This window comes from Rhodococcus sp. NCIMB 12038, from assembly GCF_002165735.1.
Classification (GTDB): Bacteria; Actinomycetota; Actinomycetes; order Mycobacteriales; family Mycobacteriaceae; genus Rhodococcus_F.
Genome location: NZ_NHML01000004.1, coordinates 406045 through 428969 on the forward strand (window position 1 = coordinate 406045; position 22925 = coordinate 428969).

A 22925-nucleotide genomic window follows, 5' to 3' on the forward strand; every position below is an offset into this window, starting at 1 on the left:
GACCGATCAGCAGTAATTCGCCTCGGCGGCATCGAGATACACCTGCGCCACCTGTTCGGTGGTGAGGCCCGAATCCGACGTCGCCGAGGCGAACTGCGCCATCGGGGTCAGATGCGCGAGAATTGTCGCCTCGTCGGTCCCCTCGGACAGCTGACCGCAGATCCCGTTTGCGAGCGCCAGGACCGTATCGTCGGGCGGCGCCGGAATCCCCGCCGCGACCAGCGCCTCCCTGTAGCGCAGGCCACGGGCATCCAGGTGTGATGCGGCGGTGGTGGATGCGACCGAGGCGGTGGGCGGCGGGTCGGAGGCGGTGGCCTCCGAGCACGCGGTCAGCGCAATCGTGGTGAGGACGAGCCCACACCCGATCCGCCGACCGCGACCGCCCGGGGTCACGACAGGATCCCGACCTCTGCCGGGCCGAGTTCGGACAGCACAGTGGGCAACGCCTTCGTGTGCACCACACCGAGTCGTTGCGTCGCACGGGTCAGAGCGACGTAGAGGTCGTTCATGCCGCGCGGCGACTCGTCGAGGATGTCCTGGGGCTCGGCGATGAGCACCGAGTCGAATTCCAATCCCTTGACGTCACGCACCGTGAGCACGCTGACCGTGTCCGACCTCAGGTCGGCGAGTGCGGCGACCAGGTCGTGGCCGCCGATCACGACGGTCGTGCCCGGTCCGGTTTCCCGGGACACGCAGGTGCGCACGGTGTCTGCCAGTTCGGCCTTGGACACCTGCAGGGCCCACGGTGCGAAACCGGATTCGCGTACCGACCGCGGCACGGTCTGCTCGGCGTCGATCTCGGCGAGAACCCGCCGGGCCGATGTCATGATCTCCGCCGGCGTGCGGTAGTTGACGGTCAGTTCCGTCAGCTTCCACCGCTTGGCGACGTACGGTTCGAGGATCCGCTGCCACGACGACGTTCCCGCCGGGTCGCCGGTCTGCGCGGTGTCGCCGACCAGCGTCATCCAGCGATTCGGTATGCGCCGCATCAGCATTCGCCACGCCATCTCCGAGAGCTCCTGCGCCTCGTCGACGATCACGTGACCGTAGGTCCACGTTCGGTCGCCGGCGGCGCGTTCCGCGGTGGTCTGGTGCTGCCCGACGTCGTGGCGTTCGGCGAGCTGGCTGGCATCGATCAGGTCGTAGGCCATCAGGATTTCCGGGTCCAGTTCGTCCTCGAGGTCCTGCGGCGCCGATCCGGTCAGGATGTCCAGGGCGCCCTGGGCGTCCGCGATCTGCGCCCGCCACTGGCGACGGGCGCGCTCCCGCTCGGCGGCGTCGTCGACGCCGAGGAGTTCCGCCAGTTCGTCGAGGAGTGGGGCGTCGGCGGCGCTGAAGCCGCGCATTCCGGGGCGGTGCAGCGAGACGCGTTGCGCCTCCGTCAGATTCGGTGCGGCATCGGCCAGTCGGTTCGGTGAGGCGTACAGCTCGGCGAGGACCTGCTGCGGCGACAGTTCCGGCCACAGCGCGCTGATCGCCGTCATGATGTCCGGGTCCTCACGCATCTCGTCGCGCATGTCGGCGATGTCGTCCCGGCTCAGCAGGTTCCCGCCGTCGACGACGTTGGCGCCGAGCGTGTCCGCGAGTTGCTGCGCGAGCGCCTCGATGACCGAGGAGACGAAGATGGGACGGGCCAGGTTGTGCGGGCGCCTGGACGACCGCGCCCGGCCACGAGCCCGGGTGACGACCTTGCGGTCGAGGGTGATCCGGTAGGTGTCGAACGTCAGCTCCACGGGCCGTGACGGCACTTCCTGCCGATCCCGGACCGCCTTCTTGAGGACGTCCAGCATGTCGAGCGAGCCCTTGATCTCGCCGGCGTCGAGGCTGTCCTCGACGGTGGCGCGGACCCCGGGGTAGAGGTCGCCGATGGTGGAGAGCAGCACACCGGTCTCGCCGAGCGACGGCAGCACCTGGCCGATGTAGTCGAGGAACGTGGCATTGGGGCCGATGATGAGGACGCCGGCCTTCGCGAGCTGCTGGCGATACGTGTAGAGCAGGTAGGCGGCGCGGTGCAGAGCGACCGCGGTCTTGCCGGTTCCGGGACCACCCTGGACCACGAGTACGCTCTTGTGCTCCGATCGGATGATGGCGTCCTGCTCGCCCTGGATCGTCTCGACGATGTCGTTCATCTGACCCGTGCGGGCCGCGTTCAACGCCGCGAGCAGCGCGCTCTCACCCGCGACGCCGTCCGAACCGGTGACCGTGCCCGCGGCCTCCGCTGCCGCCAGGTCCAGGTATTCGTCGTTGACGGCGGTCACCCGGCGGCTCCGCGAGCGGATGTGCCGTCGGCGGGTGACGCCGTCCGGGGCGGCGGGCGTCGCGAGATAGAACGGGCGGGCAAGGGGCGCACGCCAATCGAGGAGCATCGTCTCGTAGTCGTTCTCCTCGTCGAGGATGCCGAGGCGGCCGATGTAGCGGTGCTCGCCGTCGAGGTCGATCCGGCCGAAGCACAGTCCGTTCTCGGCGGCGTCGTACTTGGCGAGGTCTTCGGTGTAGAGCTGGTTGAACGACTCCCGCTCGCTCCGGGCCTGCGGGGTTCCCCCGGTTTCGAGCAGTACACGGCTCAGCCGGTTCGCCGCGTATCGGCGAAGGCCGTCCAGTCGGGTGTAGAGCATCGTCACGTACTGCTGCTCGAGCTCGCGCTCGTCGCGTGACGTGTCCTCGTCGGGCAAGAGGTCTCCTTGACTGGTTCGGCTGCAACCGGATCGGCTGCAAAAGTGCCTGGACAGTCTAGTCGGCCCCGGAGGCGTGTCGCTGACATCGCAGGTCAGCGGCGGTCTCCGGGGCCGATCAGATCGAATATCCGACGCGGGCCGGGTCAGTGAGACAGTTCGTCCCGCTTCGCCCGTGCCTTCTCGAGCGCGGTCTCCGCCTGCTTGCGGGCCCGCTTGCTCAGCACCTCACCGCGTTCTGCGGCGGTGCCGGCCCATTCGCCGCCCTTCTCACGGGCGACCTCGGCCAGTTCCGGGCCGTGCTCCTTCGCCGCCTCGACGAGTTCCGCGCCGCGTTCGCGGGCGACGTCCGCCCACTCGGCGCCGTGTTCTTTCGCGACGTCCGCCCATTCGGCGCCGCGCTCGCGGGCGACGTCCGCCCACTCGGCGCCGTGCTCCTTCGCGACCTCCGCCCATTCGGCGCCGCGATCCGCCGCGACCTTCGCGAATTCGGTGCCGTGTTCTTTCGCGACCTCGAGAAGGCCCGACCCGCGCTCGGCGGCCTCGCCGGACAGGATGCGTGCGCGCTCCGACGCCGCGGCCAGGGCCTCTGCGATCTCGGGGCCGTGATGGTCGTGGCCGGATCCGAGTGGCAGGGCCGCGGCCACGGTCTCCTGTGCGTGCCGGGCGGCGCGGCGTCCACGCCAGCCCAGCGACGGCTTGCCCTCGGTGTCGACGGCGGCGATGAGCAGTCCGCCGAGCAGGCTCACATTCTTGAGGAACTGAGTGCGCTGCGCCGCCTTCTTCGCGGGGTCGGTCTCGTTCCAGAAGTCGTGCCCCACAACGGTAGTGGGCACGAGGCTGCCTGCGAGCGCGAGCGATGCGAGGCGCGGTGCCTTGCCGGTGGCGAGGAGCACGCCGCCGCCGATCTGCACGGCGGCGTTGATCTTGACCAACGTCTCCGGGTCGGACGGGATCTTCTGCGTGACGGACCCGGGAAGTGCGTCGGTGGACTTGTCGATCAGTGGTGCGGCGGCCTGTGCTTTCTGCGCCGGATTTCGAAGTGCATCGATCCCTCCGCTGATGAAGATCGCGGACAGCAGTGGGCGAGCGATACGACGGACGAGCATTCCTGGCCTCCCAATCTCGAGTTCTCCCGTCTCACACTAACGAGAGTTCTGGGCAGTCGTCGGCGTACGACAGAGTTGCCGGACCGACGGTCCGCCCATTCACCAGTACCCAGGGAGGCCGATCGCCAATCGCGGCCGTGCGGTCCGCGATCGGCGATCGGATGCGGTCACCAGCCGCGCTCGCGCCACTCCCCGAGGTGGGGGCGCTCGGCGCCGAGGGTGGTGTCGTCACCGTGGCCGGGGTAGACGACGGTGTCGTCGCCGTAGCGGTCGAAGAGCTTGGTTTCGACGTCGGTGAGCAGTGATGCGAACTTGCCCGCGTCGGCGGTCTTGCCGACGCCGCCGGGGAAGAGGGAGTCGCCGGTGAAGAGGTGGGTGCGTCCGCCGCCTGCCTCGGTGAGCGCGAGCGCGACGGAACCGGGGGTGTGGCCGGCGAGGTGAATCACGTCGAGGGTGATCTCGCCGACGGTGACGGTGTCGCCGTCCTCGAGGAGGCGGTCGGGCCGGACGGGCAGTGCATCGGCGTCGAGGGGATGGGCGGCGGTGTCCACGCGGGTGGCCGCCGCGACGTCCTCGAGCGCCAGCCAGTGGTCGCCGTGCTGGTGCGTGGTGACGATCAGATCGAGGGACGGCGCGTGTTCGCTGATCAGTTGGTTGACGCGGTCCGCCTCGTTGGCGGCGTCGATGAGGACGGATTTTCCGGTTGCGGAACAGACGACCAGGTACACGTTGTTGTCCATGGGGCCGACGGACATCTTCGTGATCGTGGCTCCCGGAACCGTGCGGCGCTGCGGCGCCGAACCGGGGGAGAGGTGGCCGGTGTACGAGTCTTCTATCACCATGGGCTGCTCGGTCATGATGGGGAGGCTACCGTCGAATACAGGCAGGTGAGTGGCAGGGCGGCCATCCGTCCCACAGAACGTGTCGGTGCCCCGGCTTACCATGGCACGGCCAGAGGGCTGATGCGTCCACGCGCGTCCTCGGCTGTCGAACAATGAAGGGACTTGGAGTGGCGGATCGCCTTATCGTGCGGGGTGCCCGTGAGCACAATCTGCGAGGGGTCGATCTCGATCTGCCCCGCGACAGCCTGATCGTGTTCACCGGGTTGTCGGGCTCGGGCAAGTCGAGTCTGGCGTTCGACACGATCTTCGCCGAGGGCCAGCGACGCTACGTCGAGTCGCTGTCGGCGTACGCGCGCCAGTTCCTCGGTCAGATGGACAAGCCCGATGTCGACTTCATCGAAGGTCTGTCGCCCGCGGTGTCCATCGACCAGAAGTCGACCAACCGGAACCCGCGGTCGACGGTCGGAACCATCACGGAGGTCTACGACTACCTCCGTCTGCTCTATGCGCGGGCCGGCACCGCACACTGCCCGATCTGTGGGGAGCAGATCGCGCGGCAGACGCCGCAGCAGATCGTCGACCAGGTTCTGGAGATGGAGGAAGGCACCCGCTTCCAGGTGCTCGCCCCCGTCGTGCGTACCCGCAAGGGCGAATTCGTCGACCTGTTCGACCAGCTCAACATGCAGGGCTACTCGCGTGTGCGGGTCGACGGCGTGGTGTATCCGTTGTCCGAGCCGCCCAAACTCAAGAAGCAGGAGAAGCACGACATCGAGGTGGTCGTCGACCGCCTCACGGTCAAGGCCGGTTCCAAGCAGCGGCTCACCGATTCCGTCGAGACCGCGCTGCGACTGGCGGAGGGCATCGTCGTCCTCGATTTCGTCGACCGCGAGGAGAACGCCGCCGACCGGGAACGTCGGTTCTCGGAGAAGCTGGCGTGCCCGAACGGCCACGCACTGTCCATCGACGACCTCGAGCCGCGGTCGTTCTCGTTCAACTCCCCGTACGGCGCGTGCCCCGAGTGCACCGGTCTCGGAATCCGCAAGGAGGTCGACCCGGACCTCGTCGTCCCGGACCCCGAGTTGTCGCTGGCGGACGGGGCCATCGCGCCGTGGTCGATGGGGCAGAGTTCCGAATACTTCGGTCGGCTGTTGTCCGGACTCGGCGACATTCTCGGTTTCGACATGAAGACGCCGTGGAACAAGCTTCCGGCGAAGGCGCGCCGGGCGATCCTCGAAGGCAGTGAGGAGCAGGTCCACGTCCGCTACAAGAACCGGTACGGGCGTACCCGTTCCTACTACGCCGAGTTCGAGGGCGTCATGCCGTTCCTGCACCGCCGGCTCGAGCAGACCGAGTCCGACCAGATGAAGGAACGCTACGACGGCTACATGCGGGACACCCCCTGTCCCGCGTGCGGCGGTGCGCGACTGCGCCCCGAGATCCTGTCGGTCACGATCGCGAACGAGAAGTTCGGGATGAAGTCGATCGCCGAGGTCTGCGAACTGTCGATCTCCGATTGCGCCGACTTCCTGAACAGCCTCACGCTGGGCAGCCGCGAGGAGGCCATCGCCGGTCAGGTGCTCAAGGAGGTCCAGGCCCGACTCGGCTTCCTCCTCGACGTCGGCCTCGAGTACCTCTCCCTCGCCCGCGCCGCAGGCACCCTGTCCGGTGGTGAGGCGCAGCGCATCCGTCTCGCCACGCAGATCGGCTCGGGACTGGTGGGTGTGCTGTACGTGCTCGACGAGCCGTCGATCGGTCTGCACCAGCGCGACAACCGGCGTCTCATCGAGACCCTGACGCGCCTGCGCGACCTCGGGAACACCCTGATCGTGGTCGAACACGACGAAGACACCATCCGCACGTCCGACTGGGTGGTCGACATCGGACCGCTCGCCGGCGAGCACGGCGGCAAGGTCGTCCACAGCGGGCCGTACCAGGAACTGCTCGACTGCGAGGAGTCCCTCACCGGCGCCTACCTGTCGGGCCGCAGTCACATCGAGATTCCCGCCATCCGCCGTCCGGTCGACCGCAAGCGGCAGGTCACGGTCGTCGGCGCGCGCGAACACAACCTCGGCGGCATCGACGTCAGCTTCCCGCTGGGAGTGCTCACGTCGGTCACCGGTGTGTCCGGGTCCGGTAAGTCGACGCTCGTCAACGACATCCTCGCGACTGTCATGGCGAACAAGCTCAACGGCGCCCGTCAGGTGCCCGGCAGGCACACCCGCGTCAACGGGCTCGACCAGCTGGACAAGCTCGTGCAGGTCGACCAGTCGCCGATCGGCCGCACCCCGCGGTCCAATGCGGCCACCTACACCGGGGTGTTCGACAAGATCCGCACCCTGTTCGCCGCCACCACCGAGTCGAAGGTGCGCGGCTACCAGCCGGGCCGGTTCTCGTTCAACGTCAAGGGCGGCCGGTGCGAGGCCTGCTCCGGCGACGGCACGCTCAAGATCGAGATGAACTTCCTCCCCGACGTGTACGTGCCGTGCGAGGTCTGCCACGGTGCCCGGTACAACCGCGAGACGCTCGAGGTTCATTACAAGGGCAAGACCATCGCCGAGGTCCTGGACATGCCGATCGAGGAGGCGGCAGAATTCTTCGAGCCCATCACCTCGATCCACCGCTACCTCAAGACCCTCGTCGAGGTCGGTCTCGGGTACGTGCGGCTCGGTCAGCCCGCGCCCACGCTGTCCGGTGGTGAGGCGCAACGCGTGAAGCTCGCCGCCGAACTGCAGAAACGTTCGACGGGCCGCACGGTGTACATCCTCGACGAGCCCACGACGGGTCTGCACTTCGAGGACATCCGCAAGCTGCTCGGAGTCGTCAACGGTCTGGTCGACAAGGGCAACACGGTGATCGTGATCGAGCACAACCTCGACGTCATCAAGACGTCCGACTGGGTCGTCGACATGGGGCCCGAGGGTGGGTCCGGCGGCGGAACCGTCGTCGCGGAGGGAACCCCGGAGGACATCGCGCAGGTTCCGGAGAGTTACACGGGCCGGTTCCTCGAAAATGTCCTCGCGGTGCCTGCACCCGTTCCGGCGAAGTCGAAGGCAGCCAAGTCCTCGCCGACGCGAAAGTCCGCGTCGGCGAAGAAGACTGCGGCGGCCGCCACGGCGACACCGCGTAAGCGGGCGCCGAAGAAGGCCGCAGCAGTCAGCTGATCCGGTCAGTCCCTCGCGGCCGCGTCGATCGCGGTCGCGAGGTCTGCGGGCCGCGACCACATCGGCCAGTGCCCTGTCGGCAGATCGACGTAGTCGACCTTCGCGATCTGCGCGAGTTCGGCCGCCATCGGATGACCCGCTGCGGCCATCTGCTGGATGACCTCCGAAGGAAAACTGGTGCAGATCACCGTGGTCGGCACGTCCAGTCGCCTGCTGTCGGTGAGTTCGACCGTGTCCCTCGCCGGGCCGGCCGGCATCGGCACCGCCCGGTCGCGGAACGCCGCGAGCATGTCGTCGTCGAGTCCGTCGAGACTGCTGCCTTCGGCCTCGAGTTCGGACCAGGACGGCAGCGGAATCTCGACGACCGCCGGGTCGAGATCGTCGCGCAGCGCGGTGCCGCTCTGCAATGGTCCCGAGTCGACGTAGACGATGCGGGCCACTCGGTCGGGCACCCGATCGCTCGCCGCGTACGCCACCGGCCCCGCACCGCTGTGCGCCACGACCACCACCCGTTCCGGCGACGGTGTGTTCGCGATTACCTCCGCAATCGCGGCGACGTGGTCGTCCAGCCGGACGTCGCCGCGGTCGCTGCCGGTGGAGTCGAGTCCGGGCAACGTCACCGCGGTGACGTGATGTCCCTGCCGGGTCAAACCGGATTCCACTGCCTCCCAGGCCCAAGCGCCGAGCCAGAATCCGGGGACCAGAATGATATGGGTGCCTGTGCTGCCGTGTACTTCGCTTGTCCGAGTCATGAGACAAGAGTGAACCCGCAACGGTGACACCAGCGTGTCATCGTATTCGTCACAGTCGCATAACGGAACCGGCCCGATCAGAATCGGGACTTTGCCGCGGACGTTCGGCAGACTGCCCTCATGGACCGTCCAGCCCGCCTCCACGCCCTGACGGAAGAACTGCGCCGCGCGGGTGACCGGGGCCGGACCGCGGAGCAGTTGGCGGCGCAGTTCGAGGTGACGCCTCGCACGATCAAGCGGGACATCGCCGTACTGCAGTCCTCGGGCGCCGCGATCCGGGCGACCGCCGGACCGGGTGGGGGATACGGGATCATCGGGAACGGCATGCTGCCGCCGGTGAATTTCACTCCCGCTCAGGCGGTCTCGGTGGCGCTCGCCCTCACGGCCTTCCGTGATGCGCCGTTCGCGACGGACGGCCGGGCCGCGCTCGCCAAGCTGCTCGACGTGATGGACGCGGAGTCGAGGGAGCGGGTGGAGCACCTCGGTGCGAAGGTGTGGATCCGGCGAGACAACACCGGAGGCAGCGCGGAACCCCGCATCCGCCGCGTCGTCGAAGACGGATTGCAGCGCGAACTGATGGTGTCCCTGCGGTACGTCGACCGGGACGGCGACCGTACCGAGCGGGTCGTCGAACCGCACCTTCTGGCGCACACACGTGGGTCGTGGTTCCTCGTCGCGTGGTGCCTGAGCCGGGCGGGTGTGCGCTGGTTCCGGTTGGATCGCGTCTCCGACGCCACCCTCACCGCCCGGTCGTTCGTCCCGCGCGATCCGGACCTCTTCGGCGAACCGCCCGCCGACGCGCGCACCGTGTTCGACCGGTGAGGGCGATCAGAGCGCGCGGGCGGCCGCCACGGATCGGTTCACCAGCGAGACGAGAACCGACTCGTCGACGTCGGCGAGTTTCTTGACGTAGAGGCAGCCCTTGCCGACCTTGTGCTTGCCGAGCGCCGCGAGTTCGGCCTCGTGCTCGGTGAAGTCGAGGGAGAGATACAGGGTGAGCGCCGCCGCGCGCGGCGAGAATCCGATCAGGGCGGTGTCGCCTTCGTGGCCGCTGGCGTACCGGTAGTGGCGGGAGCCGAATCCGACGATGCTGGTTCCCCACATCGCGGCGGGCTCACCCGTCGCGGCGGTGAGCAGTTCCACCAGTCGTGCGCTGTCGGCGCGCTTCACCGGGTCGGCGATCGTCGCGAGGAACTCGTCGACACCGGCCGACGTCTGCTCGGTCTTGTTGCGGCTCGCCATCTCAGTACCCTGCCGTCTCTCAGTACACCGGTCCGGTGTACTTCTCACCCGGACCCTTGCCGGGCTCGTCCGGGTGCGACGACGCTTCGCGGAACGCGCGCTGCAGCGCCTGCAGGCCTTCGCGGATCGGCCCCGCGTGCGGTCCGAGGTACTCGATGGACGCGGTCACCAGGCCGGCGAGGGCGGTAATGACCCGCCGGGCCTCGTCGAGGTCGCGGTGGGGGCTGGAGTCGGGGTCGGCGTCGGACAGGCCGAGTTTCTCGGCTGCCGAACTCATGAGCATGACCGCGGCGCGGCTGATGACCTCGACCGAGGGAACGTCGGCCAGTTCCCGGACGTCGGTATTCTGGTCACCGCCGCTCACGGTGCCGTCGTTCGGGGTGTCATCGATGTTGTCCGTCATGCCCTAGAGGATTCCACCAGCGGCCGGTGACCTGGCGGCCAGGTGGCCGTGGGGCGCAACGTCCCGGTATCGATTAGCTCACGACGTGCGCAAATGTTACTCTTGGTGCAACGACCGCCTTCGGATTTGTCGGGGGCAGCAAGTGGAGTCCGACTCCCACCTCTGCGCGGCAGGTAAAACTGCAGCTCAGTGGTCCGGTCGCTTGATCCGAGGTTACTCGGTTCGAGTTCCTCGAGTGTGAGGAGATGAGGGAGCGGCGTGAGCCGTGAGTTCGTCTGATCGGTCGACATCGGGCCCCGCATGGTGAGAGTCATCACCGCAGCGGGGCTTTTTTGTTGGGAATCCGGGCGTACGGGCTGCTGGCGGTCTCGAGACAAGACCGTTCAACCTAGGAGGCCCCATCAGCACTGAGACCCGCATCAACGATCGCATCCGAGTTCCCGAGGTCCGCCTCGTCGGACCCGGAGGTGAACAGGTTGGCATCGTGCGTGTTGAAGATGCACTCCGCTTGGCCCTCGAGGCCGATCTCGACCTGGTCGAGGTGGCCCCCGACGCTCGCCCGCCGGTCTGCAAGATCATGGACTACGGCAAGTTCAAGTACGAGGCCGCGCAGAAGGCTCGTGAGTCGCGCAAGAACCAGCAGCTCACGGTCATCAAGGAGCAGAAGCTCCGCCCCAAGATCGACGATCACGACTACGAGACCAAGAAGCGCAACGTCGTGCGCTTCCTCGAGGCCGGATCCAAGGTCAAGGTCACGATCATGTTCCGCGGACGTGAGCAGTCGCGTCCGGAGCTCGGTTTCCGGCTGCTGCAGCGTCTCGGTGCAGACGTCGCGGATCTCGGGTTCGTGGAGACGTCCGCCAAGCAGGACGGTCGAAACATGACGATGGTGCTCGCGCCGCACAAGGGCGCGAAGACCCGTGTCAAGGCGCAGGAGAGCGCCGCCGCGCCGCCGGCGCAGCGGGCAACTTCCGCTCCGGCACAGGCTCCGGCGACACCTGCGGAGCAGGCGGGCGGTACTACGCCCGGCGAAGCGCCGACCAGCTAGTCCGACTACACCAGCACGACCCGGATCACGGTCCGGATACCAAAGAACTGAGGACTCCATGCCCAAGTCGAAGACCCACAGCGGCACCGCGAAGCGATTCAAGGTGTCCGGCAGCGGAAAGATCCTGCGCCAGAAGGCCGGTCGCCGCCACCTGCTCGAGCACAAGGCCACCAAGGTGACCCGTCGCCTCGATGGCGTGGCTGTCGTCAGCAAGGCTGACACTCCTCGCATCAAGCGCCTGCTCGACATCTGAGTCGACACCCCTTTTACTGACCACCCGGGGCAGCTCACCGCCCCAAGATTGACAGGATTTTTCAGTGGCACGCGTAAAGAGGGCGGTAAACGCCCAGAAGAAGCGTCGTTCGATTCTCGAAGCCTCCAGCGGCTACCGCGGACAGCGCTCGCGCCTGTACCGCAAGGCCAAGGAACAGCAGCTCCACTCGCTGACCTACGCCTACCGTGACCGCCGTGCGCGCAAGGGCGACTTCCGCAAGCTGTGGATCACGCGTATCAACGCCGCTGCACGGGCGAACGACATCACGTACAACCGCCTGATCCAGGGTCTGCGTCTGGCCGAGATCGAGGTCGACCGCAAGAACCTCGCCGAGCTGGCCGTGTCCGACGCCGCCGCATTCGCCGGCCTCGTGGCCCTCGCCAAGGCGGCTCTCCCGGCTGACGTGAACGCTCCGGCCGGAGAAGCAGCCTGAGTCTCGTACCCGGGCCGTTCGAGCCCCGGCCTTTCGAGCCTCGGAAACGACCCGTGGACCCGCTCACCGAGCGCACCCCACGGGTCGTTTCTGCTGTCAAGCTGCTGCGCACCGCGGAACGCCGCAAGGTCGGGCGCTTCCTGGTGGAGGGGGAGAACTCCGTCGGCGAGGCCCTCGCCACCCACCCGGTGCACGACCTCTTCTACACCGCGGACGCGGAGCAGCGGTACTCGACGCTGCTCGACCGGGCGCACGCCGCGGGTGTTCGCACGTCGCTGGTGACGGACCGGGCGGTCCGTGCGCTCAGCGACACGGTGACCCCGCCGGGTCTGGTCGCGGTGTGCGATCTCCTCGACGTTCCGCTGGCCGAGGCGGTGGGCCCCAAAACGCGCCTGCTCGCGGTTCCGGTCGCGGTCGCGGAGCCGGGCAACGCGGGCACCGTCATCCGGGTCGCGGACGCGGTGGGTGCGGACGCGGCGATTCTCGCCGGCGACAGTGTCGACCCGCACAACGGAAAATGTGTCCGGGCGTCCGCGGGAAGTCTCTTCCACCTTCCGGTGGTGCGTGAACGGGACACGGCCGCGGTTCTCGACAGCATCAGCGCGGCGGGCATTCAGTTGCTCGCCACGGCGGCGGACGGCGAAGTCGATCTGGACGACGCCGACGAACTCCTGGCCCGCCCCACGGCGTGGTTGTTCGGCAACGAGGCCCACGGCCTCGACGCGGCCACCGCGGCGCGAGCGGACCATCGGGTGCGGATCCCGATCCACGGTCGAGCCGAGAGCCTCAACCTGGCGACGGCGGCGTCGATCTGCCTGTATTCGAGCGCGCGGGTTCAGAACCGCAAGCGAACCGACAGCTGAAGCGACGAAAATCGGATCGCATAGGATTTGACGGCGAGCTGTTTCGGTTTCGTCGTGAGTGTTGACTGAAAGAACTTAAGGAGTGGCACCGGTCGTGGCTAAAAAAGAGGGCGCTGCCTCCACGGGGGGCGAAGGCGGCGCGGTCGATGCGAGTGCGCTCACCGAGGACGCCCTGACTGCGGCGGCGGAGAGCGCCGAGAAGGCATTCTCGTCGGTGGCGGATCTCGACGACCTGGCGAAGGCCAAGGTCGAGCACATGGGCGACAAGTCGCCGATCGCCCTCGCCCGCCGCGGACTGGGAGCCCTTCCGGGCAAGGAGAAGGCCGACGCGGGCAAGCGCGTGAACGTCGCCCGCACCCGGATCAGTGCGGCGTTCGACGAGCGCCGCGCGGTGCTGCTCGCCGAGCGCGACGCCGCCGTTCTCGTGGCCGAGGCCATCGACGTGACGCTGCCGTCGCAGCGTCAGCCGGTGGGTGCCCGCCACCCGATCAGCATCATCTCCGAGCAGGTCGAGGACGTGTTCGTGGCCATGGGCTGGGAGGTCGCCGAGGGGCCGGAGGTGGAGACCGAGCACTTCAACTTCGATGCCCTGAACTTCCTGCCCGATCACCCCGCGCGGACGATGCAGGACACGTTCCACATCGCGCCGGAGGGCTCGCGACAGGTGCTCCGCACGCACACGTCGCCGGTGCAGGTGCGCACGATGCTCTCGCGAGAGGTGCCGATCTACGTGGTGTGCCCCGGACGGACATTCCGCACCGACGAACTCGACGCGACACACACCCCCGTCTTCTCCCAGGTGGAGGGGCTCGCGGTCGACAAGGGCCTCACCATGGCACATCTGCGCGGCACGCTCGACGCGTTCGCCCGCGCACTGTTCGGTCCCGACACCCGCACCCGGATGCGCCCGAACTACTTCCCGTTCACGGAACCGTCCGCCGAGGTGGACGTGTGGTTCCCGAACAAGAAGGGTGGCGCGGGCTGGGTCGAGTGGGGCGGCTGCGGCATGGTCAACCCGAATGTGCTGCGCGCCTCCGGAATCGACCCCGACGTGTACACCGGGTTCGCGTTCGGGATGGGACTCGAGCGCACACTCCAGTTCCGGAACGGGATCCCGGACATGCGCGACATCGTCGAGGGCGACGTGCGTTTCACGCTGCCCTTCGGTGTCCAGGGCTGACCCCGCGTCACCCGGATCCCGCCCACCCCAGTCACGACATTTTCACGAACGAGAGAGCTGAGCAGACGTGCGAGTAGCGCAATCCTGGCTGACCGAGATCCTGCAGCGTGCCACCCCGGACTGGGACGTCACCGCCGAGGAACTCGACGCAGGTTTCGTCCGGGTCGGGCTCGAGGTCGAGGAAGTCGACCGGCTCGAGCCCGTCGACGGCCCCCTCGTGGTCGGCAAGGTTCTCGAGATCACCGAGCTCACCGAATTCAAGAAGCCGATCCGCTTCTGCAAGGTGGATGTGGGGGCGGCCGAGCCGCAGGGCATCGTGTGCGGCGCCCGGAACTTCGCCGAAGGCGACCTCGTGGTGGTTGCCCTGCCCGGTGCGGTCCTTCCCGGTGGTTTCGCCATCGCCTCCCGCAAGACGTACGGGCAGGTCTCCGACGGGATGATCTGCTCGGTGGCCGAACTGGGCATAGGCAAGGACCACTCGGGCATCCTCGTCCTCGAGCCGGGCACCGCGCTTCCGGGCGCGGACGCGAACGAGTTGATGGGTCTGCACGACACGGTCATCGAACTCAACATCACCCCGGACCGCGGTTACTGCTTCTCCGTCCGCGGGCTCACCCGCGAACTGGCGTGCGGGTTCGACCTGGACTTCGCCGACCCCGCGGCAGTGCCGCCGTCTCCTGCGGACGGGGAAGCCTGGCCGATCCGCGTCGAACCCGAGTCGAAGGCGACGCGTTTCGCCGCCCGCCGGGTGACCGGTATCGATCCGAACGCGGTCAGCCCGTGGTGGCTGCAGCGCCGGTTGCTGCTGTCGGGTGTCCGCCCGATCTCGCCGGCCGTCGACGTCACCAACTACGTTCTGCTCGAACTGGGCCAGCCGCTGCACGCGTTCGACGCCGCGAAGATCAGCGGCGAACTCGTCGTGCGCCGCGCGGTGGCGGGGGAGAAGCTGACGACTCTCGACGAGACCGAACGCGTCCTCGACCCCGAGGACGTTGTGATCGCCGACGATTCGGGAGTCCTGTCGTTGGCAGGAATCATGGGTGGCGCGTCCACCGAGGTCGGCCCGGGAACCACCGACATCCTGCTCGAGGCGGCCACATGGGATCCGCTCGCGGTGTTCAAGACCGCGCGCAGGCACAAGCTGACGAGCGAGGCGGGCAAGCGTTTCGAGCGCGTCGTCGATCCCGAGATCCCCGTCGCGGCACTGGACCGGGCGGCCGCGCTGCTCGTCGACATCGCCGGCGGGCGGGTCGAGTCGGCGCTCACCGACATCGGTGAGGTCACCCCGCACCAGCCCATCCACATGGACATCGACCTCCCCGACCGCGTCGCGGGCGTCGAGTACCCCACCGGCACCTCGGCGCGCCGCCTGACGCAGATCGGCTGCACCGTCGAGGTCGGTGTCAGCGACAGCGGTCACGGCCAGCTCGTCGCGGCCCCGCCGTCGTGGCGCCCCGACCTGGTGCAGCCCGCCGATCTGGTGGAGGAAGTGCTGCGCCTCGAGGGTCTCGAAAAGATTCCGTCGGTGCTGCCCGCGGCCCCCGCGGGTCGTGGGTTGACGCCGACGCAGCGCCGCAAGCGGGCCGTCGGCCGCGCCCTGGCGTTCTCGGGGTACGTCGAGATCCTTCCTCCCGTCTTCCTGCCCACCGCCGTCTTCGACACCTGGGGGCTGGATCCGGAAGATCCGCGCAGGAACACCGGCCGGGTGCTCAATCCGCTCGAATCGGATCGGCCCGAACTGGCCACCACGTTGCTGCCCGGACTGCTCGAGGTCCTCGCCCGCAACGTCTCCCGCGGCCAGCGCGACCTGTCGCTCTTCGGCATCGCGCAGGTCGTGCTGCCCGGCGCAGACACGAAGCCGGTCGCGGCGCTCCCGGTGGACCGGCGTCCGACCGACGAACAGATCACGGCGTTGCTGCAGTCGCTGCCGGATCAGCCCGTGCACGTGGCGGCGGTGCTCACCGGACAGCGTGAGCCGAGTGGTCCGTGGGGCGCGGGACGCGCGGCCGACGCCACCGACGCGTTCGCCGCAGCCCGGACGGTGGCCGCCGCGGCCGGTGTCGAGCTGGAGTTCCGCGCGACGCAGTACCTCCCGTGGCACCCGGGCCGCGGCGCGGAACTTCTCGTGGACGGCGTCGTCGTCGGGCACGCCGGTGAGTTGCATCCCGCAGTGCTCGAGCGCGCCGGGCTCCCCCCGCGGACGAGTGCCGTGGAGATCGATCTGAGCGCCCTGCCACTGGTGGAGAATCTGCCCGCGCCGAAGGTCTCACCCTTCCCCGCGGTCCTTCAGGACGTGGCGGTCGTCGTCGACACCACGGTTCCCGCCGCCGAGGTCCAGGCCGCCCTGCGGTCGGGTGGCGGCGAACTCCTCGAGGACATCCGGTTGTTCGACGTGTTCGAGGGTGAGCAGGTCGGGGAGGGCCGGAAGTCGCTGGCGTTCGCGCTGCGATTCCGGGGCGCCGACCGCACGCTGACCGAGGACGAGGCGAGCGCAGCCCGCGACGCTGCGGTCGCCGCGGCGTCCGCAGCGGTGGGTGCCGAACTGCGCAGCTGACCCGTAGCCTGGGTGGAGGGCCCGGGACGGTGAGGAGCGGTGCGATGACCGAGGTGCGCGACGTCGTGGCGGCGGCGAGTCAGTTGACTGACGCCGAATTCGTCGAGGTCGTGCGCGCGGTGGCCGCCGGACGTCCGGGTCTCGGCGCGCTGCTTGCGGCCGTGGACGTGGGTGCGGCGATTCCGGCGGAGGATCCGGTGACCGCGGAGGTCGTGCATCACGTCGGACCGGGTGTGCCGGAACCCGACTACACCCCGGGTGGCGTCCCGACGTTCGACCGCGTGCGCGAGCGGATCGAGGGACGGTTCGGGACTGCGATGGGCTCCTCCGAACTCGCGCACGACAGCCCGTCGGGGCAGTCGCTGGAGGACGCGTGGGAGAAGCGGGAGAAGGCGGGTAAGGCCAAACTCGACGAGATCCGGCGGTCGCTCGGCAAGCAGTGACCGCGGTTCCCGTCCCGCTGGGAGACCACGTTGTGTATTAGCTTGCATGATGATGCATAATCAATCGTATGACTGAGCACGCGGGAAAACCGATCAGGATTGCCGTCGCCGGCGCGAGCGGATACGCCGGTGGCGAAGTGCTGCGTCTGCTGCTGGGGCACCCGTCGTATGCGGACGGTTCGCTCGTCATCGGCGCGCTCACCGCCGGCGGCAACGCCGGCTCGACCCTGGGCTCGCACCATCCGCACCTGCTTCCCCTCGCCGACCGAGTGCTGGAAGACACCACCGTCGATACGCTCTCCGGTCACGACGTGGTGTTCCTCGGTCTGCCGCACGGCAATTCGGCGCAGTACGCGAAGGACCTGCCCGAGTCCACGGTCATCATCGACTGCGGCGCCGACTTCCGGCTGACGAACGCCGAGGACTGGGAGCGGTACTACAAGAGCCCGCACGCAGGCAGTTGGCCGTACGGACTTCCGGAACTCCCCGGTGCGCGCGAGAAGTTGGCGGGCGCCACCCGCATTGCCGTCCCCGGGTGCTTCCCGACGGTGTCGAGCCTGGCGATGGCTCCCGCCGTCGCGGCGGGCATCGTCGAACCGAGGGTCACGATCGTCGCGGTCACCGGCGCGTCCGGCGCGGGACGTGCCCCCAAGGCCGATCTGCTCGGCTCCGAGGTGATGGGTTCGGTCCGCGCGTACGGCGTCGGCGGCGTGCACCGCCACACTCCGGAGATCATCCAGAATCTCTCCGAACTCGCCGGTGAGCGCGTCACCGTGTCGTTCACCCCCGTGCTCGCGCCCATGCCACGCGGCATCCTCGCGACCTGCACCGCGGTCACCACGGCGACCGAAGACGAGGTGCGCGCGATCTACGAAAAGGCGTACGCGGACGAGCCGTTCGTGCACGTGCTGCCCCGGGGCGTGCTGCCGCAGACCGGGGCGGTCATCGGATCGAACGCGGTCCAGATCGCGGTGACGGTCGACGCCGACGCCGGCCAGATCGTCGTGGTCGCGGTGATCGACAACCTTGCGAAGGGCACCGCCGGGGGAGCGGTGCAATCGATGAATCTTGCGCTTGGACTACCCGAGACCGCCGGTCTCTCGACAGTGGGAGTTGCCCCGTGAGCAGTGACAGCACGATCGATCCGCACCCGGCCCGGGAAGTCGCCGGCGGCACGCTCGTCCGCAGCCAGGGAGTGTCGGGGCCCGCGGGTTTCCGCGCGTCCGGGATCAAGGCGGGCATCAAGGCGAGCGGTAACGCCGACCTGGCCCTCGTGCTCAACGAGGGGCCGGAACTCGCGGCGGCAGGCGTCTTCACGGCGAACAAGGTGAAGGCCGCCCCGGTGCTGTGGTCGCAGCAGGTACTCACCACGGGCAGGCTGCGCGCCGTCGTGCTCAATTCGGGTGGCGCCAACGCGTGCACGGGCGCGGGCGGATTCCAGGACGCGCACAAGACGGCCGAGGAAGTGGCGTCGGCGCTGAGTAACTGGGGCACCGAGACCGGTGCCGTCGAGGTCGCGGTGTGTTCGACCGGTCTGATCGGCGACCGCCTGCCCATGGACAAGGTCCTGACCGGCGTCACGGAGGCCGTCCACGAACTCGCGGGCGGAATCTCGGGCGGCACCGACGCCGCGTACGCGATCATGACCACCGACACGGTGCCGAAGCAGGCCGCCCTGCATCATGCGGGCAAGTGGAACGTGGGCGGGATGGCGAAGGGCGCCGGCATGCTGGCACCGGCGCTGGCGACGATGCTGTGCGTGGTGACGACCGACGCCGTCGCGACCGCCGCCCAACTCGACGCCGCGCTGCGGGCCGCCACCCGGGTGACGTTCGACCGGCTGGACGTCGACGGCGCCACCTCGACCAACGACACCGTGCTGCTGCTCGCGTCCGGCGCGAGCAACGTGACACCCACCCAGGACGAACTGAACGCGGCCGTGACGGCCGTCTGCGACGACCTGGCCGATCAGATGATGGCCGACGCGGAGGGCGTCACCAAGCGGGTGCGAGTCACCGTCACCGGCGCGGTCAGCGAGCACGACGCGCTGATCGGGGCCCGGACGGTGGCGCGTGACAGCCTCGTCAAGACGGCGCTGTTCGGCTCCGACCCCAACTGGGGCCGTGTCCTCGCCGCGATCGGCATCGCGCCGATCGAACTGGACCCCGACAAGATCTCGGTGTCGTTCAACGGCGCTCCCGTCTGCATCGACGGCGTCGGCGCCCCGGGTGCGCGGGACGTGGACCTGAGCGACATCGACATCGCCCTCGACATCGCCCTCGGTCTCGGCGAGCACGCGGTGACCATCCGGACCACCGACCTCTCGCACGCCTATGTCGAAGAGAACTCGGCGTATTCGTCATGACAGCGGCCAGCGAAGCGCTCACCGGCATCACCGATCACCAGAAGGCACACGTCCTGGCGGAGGCGCTGCCGTGGCTGCAGCAGTTCCGCGACAAGGTCGTCGTCGTGAAGTACGGCGGCAATGCCATGGTCGACGACGCACTGAAGACGGCGTTCGCCGCCGACATGGCGTTCCTGCGGACGGTCGGCATTCAGCCGGTCGTCGTGCACGGCGGCGGCCCCCAGATCAACGCCATGCTCGGAAAGCTCGGCATGACAGGGGAATTCAAGGGCGGGTTTCGCGTCACCACCCCCGAGGTGATGGACGTCGTCCGGATGGTGCTGTTCGGTCAGGTCGGCCGCGAACTGGTCGGGCTGATCAACGCCCACGGCCCGTACGCCGTCGGGATCTCCGGCGAGGACGCACATCTGTTCACCGCCACCAAGCGCACCGTGATGGTCGAGGGCAGGCCGACGGACATCGGACTCGTCGGCGACGTCACGACCGTGAACCCGGAGGCCGTTCACGACCTCATCCGCGCGGGCCGAATTCCCGTGGTGTCCACCATCGCCCCCGACTCGGACGGTGTGGTGCACAACATCAACGCGGACACCGCCGCCGCCGCGCTCGCCGAGGCCATCGGCGCCGAGAAGCTCGTTATCCTCACGGATGTCGAAGGGCTGTACACGAACTGGCCGGACCGCGATTCGCTGGCCACCGAGATCGACGTGGACGCGCTCGCGCAACTGCTGCCGACCCTCGACGCCGGCATGGTGCCCAAGATGGAAGCCTGCCTGCGCGCGGTCCGCGGCGGGGTACCCACCGCGCACGTCATCGACGGCCGCCTCGCGCATTCCGTTCTGCTCGAACTGTTCACCGGCGAGGGCATCGGCACGATGGTCACGCCCGCCCCGACTTCACCTACCGAGGGAGTTGCCTCATGACCGGAACCCCGGAACTCCAGCAGCGCTGGTCCGGCTCCCTGATGAACACGTACGGCGTCCCCCGGGTGGCACTCACGCGCGGTCAGGGTGCGGTGCTCACCGACGCCGACGGCAAGGAGTACGTCGACTTCCTCGCCGGAATCGCCGTCAACATACTCGGACACGCACACCCGGCGATCATCGAGGCCGTCACGGCGCAGTTGTCGACCCTCGGGCACGTGTCGAACCTGTACGCCAGCGAACCGGCGATCGAACTGGCCGAGAAGTTGCTGTCCCATCTGGGTGCTCCCGGACGTGTCTTCTTCTGCAATTCCGGCGCCGAGGCCAACGAGGCGGCGTTCAAGCTCGCGCGGGCCACGGGACGGTCGAAGATCATCGCGGCGGAGAACTCGTTCCACGGCCGCACGATGGGCGCTCTCGCGCTCACCGGGCAGACCGCCAAGCGGGCGCCGTTCGAGCCGATGCCCCCGGGTGTCGAGCACGTGCCGTACGGCGACCTCGACGCACTCGATCGCGCCGTCGACGCCGACACCGCAGCCGTGTTCCTGGAGCCGATGATGGGCGAAGGGGGAGTCGTCGTTCCGCCGGAGGGATACCTCGTAGGCGCACGGCAGATCACCGCCGATCGCGGCGCCCTGCTCGTACTCGACGAAGTGCAGACCGGCGTCGGCCGCACCGGCTGGTTCTACGCCCACCAGGCGGTCGGGATCGTGCCCGACGTCATGACTCTCGCGAAGGGTCTCGGTGGCGGGATGCCGATCGGCGCGTGCATCGCCACCGGCGCGACCGCGGACCTGTTCGGGCCGGGCAAGCACGGCACGACGTTCGGCGGGAACCCCGTCTGCGCGGCGGCGGCGCTCGCCGTGCTGCGGACCATCGCCGAGGACGACCTCATCTCCCGCGCCGACACGCTCGGCAAGACGCTGTCGGCAGGCATCGAAGGTCTCGGCCACCCGCTGATCGACCACGTCCGCGGCGCCGGACTGCTGCTCGGCATCGTCCTCACCCAGGACGTGGCCCCCGCGGTGGAGAACTCCGCCCGCGAGGCCGGATACCTGATCAACGCCGCGCAGCCGGGCGTCGTCCGGCTCGCTCCGCCTCTCGTCCTCACGGACGAACAGGCCGAAGGTTTCGTCGCGGCGCTGCCCGCGATCCTCGACAACGCGCAATCGGCCGCTCAGCCGGGAAAGCAGTGACGACCGTGGTGAAACACTTTCTCCGGGACGACGATCTCACCCCCGAACAGCAGGCAGAGGTCCTCGAGCTCGCCGCCAGGCTGAAGAAAGCCCCGTACGCCGAGCGTCCGCTCGAGGGCCCCCGCGGGGTCGGCGTGATCTTCGAGAAGAACTCCACGCGCACCCGGTTCTCGTTCGAGATGGGCATCGCACAACTCGGCGGTCACGCGATCGTCGTCGACGGGCGCAGCACCCAGCTCGGCCGCGAGGAAACGTTGCAGGACACCGGCCGCGTCCTCTCGCGGTACGTCGACGCCGTGGTGTGGCGCACGTTCGGGCAGAAGCGGCTCGAGGCGATGGCGTCCGGCGCCGACGTCCCGATCGTCAACGCCCTGTCCGACGAGTTCCACCCGTGCCAGGTGCTGGCCGACCTCCAGACCCTCGCGGAGCGGAAAGGCTCGCTGAAGGGCCTGAAACTCACCTACCTCGGCGACGGCGCCAACAACATGGCGCACTCGCTGATGCTGGGCGGTGTGACCGCAGGCGTCGACGTGACCATCGCCGGCCCCGAGGGATTCGCACCCCTGCCCTGGGTGGTCGAGGCAGCCCGCGCGCGGGCTACCGACACCGGCGCGACCATCACCCTCACCGAGGATCCGCAGGCGGCGGTCGTCGGCGCGGACGCACTCGTCACCGACACCTGGACGTCGATGGGCCAGGAGAACGACGGACTGGACCGGGTCGGACCGTTCCGCCCCTTCCAGATCAACGAGGCGCTGCTCGCGAAGGCGGCCGCCGATGCGGTGGTCCTGCACTGCCTGCCCGCCCACCGCGGCGAGGAGATCACCGACGCCGTCCTCGACGGACCGCAGAGCGTCGTCTGGGACGAGGCCGAGAACCGCCTCCATGCGCAGAAGGCACTGCTGGTGTGGCTGCTCGCGCAACGAACCGGACACCGTCCGTGAATGCGGCCACGGCACCGACCCGGGCGGGACGGCAGGCGCGCATCATCGCGATCCTGTCGAACAACCCGGTCCGCAGCCAGACCGAACTCGCGGCGCTGCTCGCGGCCGAAGGCATCGACGCCACCCAGGCGACGCTGTCACGCGACCTCGAAGAACTCGGCGCCGTGAAACTCCGCGCCGCAGACGGCGGCGCCGGGGTGTACGTGGTGCCCGAGGACGGAAATCCCGTCCGCGGCGTGTCCGGCGGAACCGACCGGCTGTCGCGGTTGCTGGGGGAGCTACTGGTGTCGACCGATGCCAGTGGCAACATGGCGGTGCTGAGAACCCCCCCGGGGGCAGCGCACTATCTGGCGAGTGCACTCGATCGGGCATCATTACCTGACGTCGTGGGAACCATCGCGGGGGATGACACCGTTCTCGTGGTGGCACGCGAGCCGCTGAGCGGGGCGGAACTCGCGGCCAAGATCGAATCCCTCGCCTGACAACTGAATCATCTCTACAGATCTTCAACCTAAGGAGCA

Annotated in this window: 22 protein-coding genes; 15 read left to right on the forward strand and 7 right to left on the reverse strand. The window is 68.6% G+C overall.

Annotated features, from left to right (window positions below; all coding sequences use genetic code 11):
• Positions 1–6: 6 nt before the first annotated feature.
• The 4 genes from CA951_RS08115 to CA951_RS08130 form a co-directional block, all read right to left on the reverse strand.
• Entirely contained in the window at positions 7–393 is a 387-nt protein-coding gene (locus tag CA951_RS08115) for a DUF732 domain-containing protein (protein WP_087556338.1), read from the reverse strand.
• Positions 390–2672 (reverse strand): ATP-binding domain-containing protein, encoded by a 2283-nt coding sequence (locus CA951_RS08120; RefSeq protein ID WP_087556339.1) that lies wholly within the window; start codon positions 2670–2672, stop codon positions 390–392. Before CA951_RS08120 ends, CA951_RS08115 begins: the two co-directional genes overlap by 4 nt.
• A 146-nt stretch (positions 2673–2818) precedes the next feature.
• Positions 2819–3781 carry a DoxX family protein gene (locus CA951_RS08125; RefSeq protein WP_087556340.1) on the reverse strand — a complete coding sequence of 321 codons (963 nt, stop codon included), beginning with the start codon at positions 3779–3781 and terminating at the stop codon, positions 2819–2821.
• A gap of 167 nt (positions 3782–3948) precedes the next feature.
• A complete protein-coding gene (locus CA951_RS08130; RefSeq protein WP_087556341.1) occupies positions 3949–4638 on the reverse strand; it encodes an MBL fold metallo-hydrolase in 690 nt (229 codons plus the stop codon).
• A 152-nt stretch (positions 4639–4790) separates the two neighbouring features.
• On the opposite strand from CA951_RS08130, the gene uvrA reads away from it, so the two are divergent.
• Positions 4791–7784 (forward strand): excinuclease ABC subunit UvrA, encoded by a 2994-nt coding sequence (gene uvrA, locus CA951_RS08135; RefSeq protein WP_179220142.1) that lies wholly within the window; start codon positions 4791–4793, stop codon positions 7782–7784.
• 5 nt (positions 7785–7789) lie between these two features.
• Here uvrA and CA951_RS08140 read toward each other — a convergent pair whose 3' ends face one another.
• Positions 7790–8536: an alpha/beta fold hydrolase gene (locus CA951_RS08140; protein WP_087556343.1), complete on the reverse strand. Its 747-nt coding sequence runs from the start codon at positions 8534–8536 to the stop codon at positions 7790–7792.
• Positions 8537–8656: 120 nt separating this feature from the next.
• Between CA951_RS08140 and CA951_RS08145 the strand changes: the two genes are divergently transcribed.
• The gene (locus CA951_RS08145; RefSeq protein ID WP_087556344.1) at positions 8657–9358 is read left to right on the forward strand and encodes a YafY family protein; all 702 of its coding nucleotides are present in this window, start codon (positions 8657–8659) and stop codon (positions 9356–9358) included.
• 6 nt (positions 9359–9364) lie between these two features.
• Here CA951_RS08145 and CA951_RS08150 read toward each other — a convergent pair whose 3' ends face one another.
• The gene (locus CA951_RS08150; protein ID WP_087556345.1) at positions 9365–9778 is read right to left on the reverse strand and encodes a DUF1801 domain-containing protein; all 414 of its coding nucleotides are present in this window, start codon (positions 9776–9778) and stop codon (positions 9365–9367) included.
• Positions 9779–9797: 19 nt separating this feature from the next.
• Positions 9798–10181 carry a DUF1844 domain-containing protein gene (locus tag CA951_RS08155; RefSeq protein WP_072949283.1) on the reverse strand — a complete coding sequence of 128 codons (384 nt, stop codon included), beginning with the start codon at positions 10179–10181 and terminating at the stop codon, positions 9798–9800.
• Between the two features lie 400 nt (positions 10182–10581).
• Between CA951_RS08155 and infC the strand changes: the two genes are divergently transcribed.
• The 13 genes from infC to CA951_RS08220 all read left to right on the forward strand — a co-directional run bounded on the left by infC (position 10582) and on the right by CA951_RS08220 (position 22886).
• Positions 10582–11229 (forward strand): translation initiation factor IF-3, encoded by a 648-nt coding sequence (infC, locus tag CA951_RS08160; RefSeq protein WP_087556346.1) that lies wholly within the window; start codon positions 10582–10584, stop codon positions 11227–11229.
• 58 nt (positions 11230–11287) lie between these two features.
• Positions 11288–11482, forward strand: coding sequence for a 50S ribosomal protein L35 (gene rpmI / locus CA951_RS08165; RefSeq protein WP_005247390.1), 195 nt, complete (start codon positions 11288–11290; stop codon positions 11480–11482).
• A 64-nt stretch (positions 11483–11546) separates the two neighbouring features.
• Complete coding sequence (gene rplT / locus CA951_RS08170) at positions 11547–11936, forward strand: 50S ribosomal protein L20 (protein ID WP_005247385.1); 390 nt, start codon at positions 11547–11549, stop codon at positions 11934–11936.
• A gap of 53 nt (positions 11937–11989) precedes the next feature.
• Positions 11990–12799 carry an RNA methyltransferase gene (locus CA951_RS08175; protein ID WP_087556347.1) on the forward strand — a complete coding sequence of 270 codons (810 nt, stop codon included), beginning with the start codon at positions 11990–11992 and terminating at the stop codon, positions 12797–12799.
• A 94-nt stretch (positions 12800–12893) separates the two neighbouring features.
• Positions 12894–13979, forward strand: a complete 1086-nt coding sequence (pheS, locus tag CA951_RS08180; RefSeq protein WP_179220143.1) for a phenylalanine--tRNA ligase subunit alpha — start codon at positions 12894–12896, stop codon at positions 13977–13979.
• A gap of 67 nt (positions 13980–14046) precedes the next feature.
• On the forward strand, positions 14047–16533 hold the full coding sequence (gene pheT / locus CA951_RS08185) for a phenylalanine--tRNA ligase subunit beta (RefSeq protein WP_087556349.1): 2487 nt from the start codon (positions 14047–14049) through the stop codon (positions 16531–16533).
• A gap of 44 nt (positions 16534–16577) precedes the next feature.
• On the forward strand, positions 16578–16976 hold the full coding sequence (locus CA951_RS08190) for a hypothetical protein (protein WP_087556350.1): 399 nt from the start codon (positions 16578–16580) through the stop codon (positions 16974–16976).
• A gap of 68 nt (positions 16977–17044) precedes the next feature.
• Entirely contained in the window at positions 17045–18100 is a 1056-nt protein-coding gene (argC, locus tag CA951_RS08195) for an N-acetyl-gamma-glutamyl-phosphate reductase (RefSeq protein ID WP_087556351.1), read from the forward strand.
• The gene (argJ, locus tag CA951_RS08200; RefSeq protein ID WP_087556352.1) at positions 18097–19341 is read left to right on the forward strand and encodes a bifunctional glutamate N-acetyltransferase/amino-acid acetyltransferase ArgJ; all 1245 of its coding nucleotides are present in this window, start codon (positions 18097–18099) and stop codon (positions 19339–19341) included. The genes argC and argJ overlap by 4 nt, the downstream gene beginning before the upstream one ends.
• Complete coding sequence (gene argB / locus CA951_RS08205; protein ID WP_087556353.1) at positions 19338–20264, forward strand: acetylglutamate kinase; 927 nt, start codon at positions 19338–19340, stop codon at positions 20262–20264. Before argJ ends, argB begins: the two co-directional genes overlap by 4 nt.
• Complete coding sequence (locus CA951_RS08210) at positions 20261–21460, forward strand: acetylornithine transaminase (protein WP_087556354.1); 1200 nt, start codon at positions 20261–20263, stop codon at positions 21458–21460. The genes argB and CA951_RS08210 overlap by 4 nt, the downstream gene beginning before the upstream one ends.
• Complete coding sequence (gene argF, locus CA951_RS08215) at positions 21457–22404, forward strand: ornithine carbamoyltransferase (RefSeq protein ID WP_087556355.1); 948 nt, start codon at positions 21457–21459, stop codon at positions 22402–22404. The genes CA951_RS08210 and argF overlap by 4 nt, the downstream gene beginning before the upstream one ends.
• Positions 22368–22886, forward strand: a complete 519-nt coding sequence (locus CA951_RS08220; RefSeq protein WP_087556356.1) for an arginine repressor — start codon at positions 22368–22370, stop codon at positions 22884–22886. The genes argF and CA951_RS08220 overlap by 37 nt, the downstream gene beginning before the upstream one ends.
• The last annotated feature ends 39 nt before the right edge of the window (positions 22887–22925 follow it).

Excerpts from the sequence above, each read along its gene's own strand:
- argB (WP_087556353.1), top strand. The coding sequence starts at position 19,338 with ATGACAGCGGCCAGCGAAGCGCTCACCGGCATCACCGATCACCAGAAG.
- CA951_RS08145 (WP_087556344.1), top strand. The coding sequence starts at position 8,657 with ATGGACCGTCCAGCCCGCCTCCACGCCCTGACGGAAGAACTGCGCCGC.
- CA951_RS08125 (WP_087556340.1), bottom strand. The coding sequence starts at position 3,781 with ATGCTCGTCCGTCGTATCGCTCGCCCACTGCTGTCCGCGATCTTCATC.
- argC (WP_087556351.1), top strand. The coding sequence starts at position 17,045 with ATGACTGAGCACGCGGGAAAACCGATCAGGATTGCCGTCGCCGGCGCG.
- rpmI (WP_005247390.1), top strand. The coding sequence starts at position 11,288 with ATGCCCAAGTCGAAGACCCACAGCGGCACCGCGAAGCGATTCAAGGTG.
- CA951_RS08140 (WP_087556343.1), bottom strand. The coding sequence starts at position 8,536 with ATGACTCGGACAAGCGAAGTACACGGCAGCACAGGCACCCATATCATT.
- CA951_RS08155 (WP_072949283.1), bottom strand. The coding sequence starts at position 10,181 with ATGACGGACAACATCGATGACACCCCGAACGACGGCACCGTGAGCGGC.
- CA951_RS08210 (WP_087556354.1), top strand. The coding sequence starts at position 20,261 with ATGACCGGAACCCCGGAACTCCAGCAGCGCTGGTCCGGCTCCCTGATG.
- CA951_RS08130 (WP_087556341.1), bottom strand. The coding sequence starts at position 4,638 with ATGACCGAGCAGCCCATGGTGATAGAAGACTCGTACACCGGCCACCTC.
- CA951_RS08190 (WP_087556350.1), top strand. The coding sequence starts at position 16,578 with ATGACCGAGGTGCGCGACGTCGTGGCGGCGGCGAGTCAGTTGACTGAC.
- CA951_RS08150 (WP_087556345.1), bottom strand. The coding sequence starts at position 9,778 with ATGGCGAGCCGCAACAAGACCGAGCAGACGTCGGCCGGTGTCGACGAG.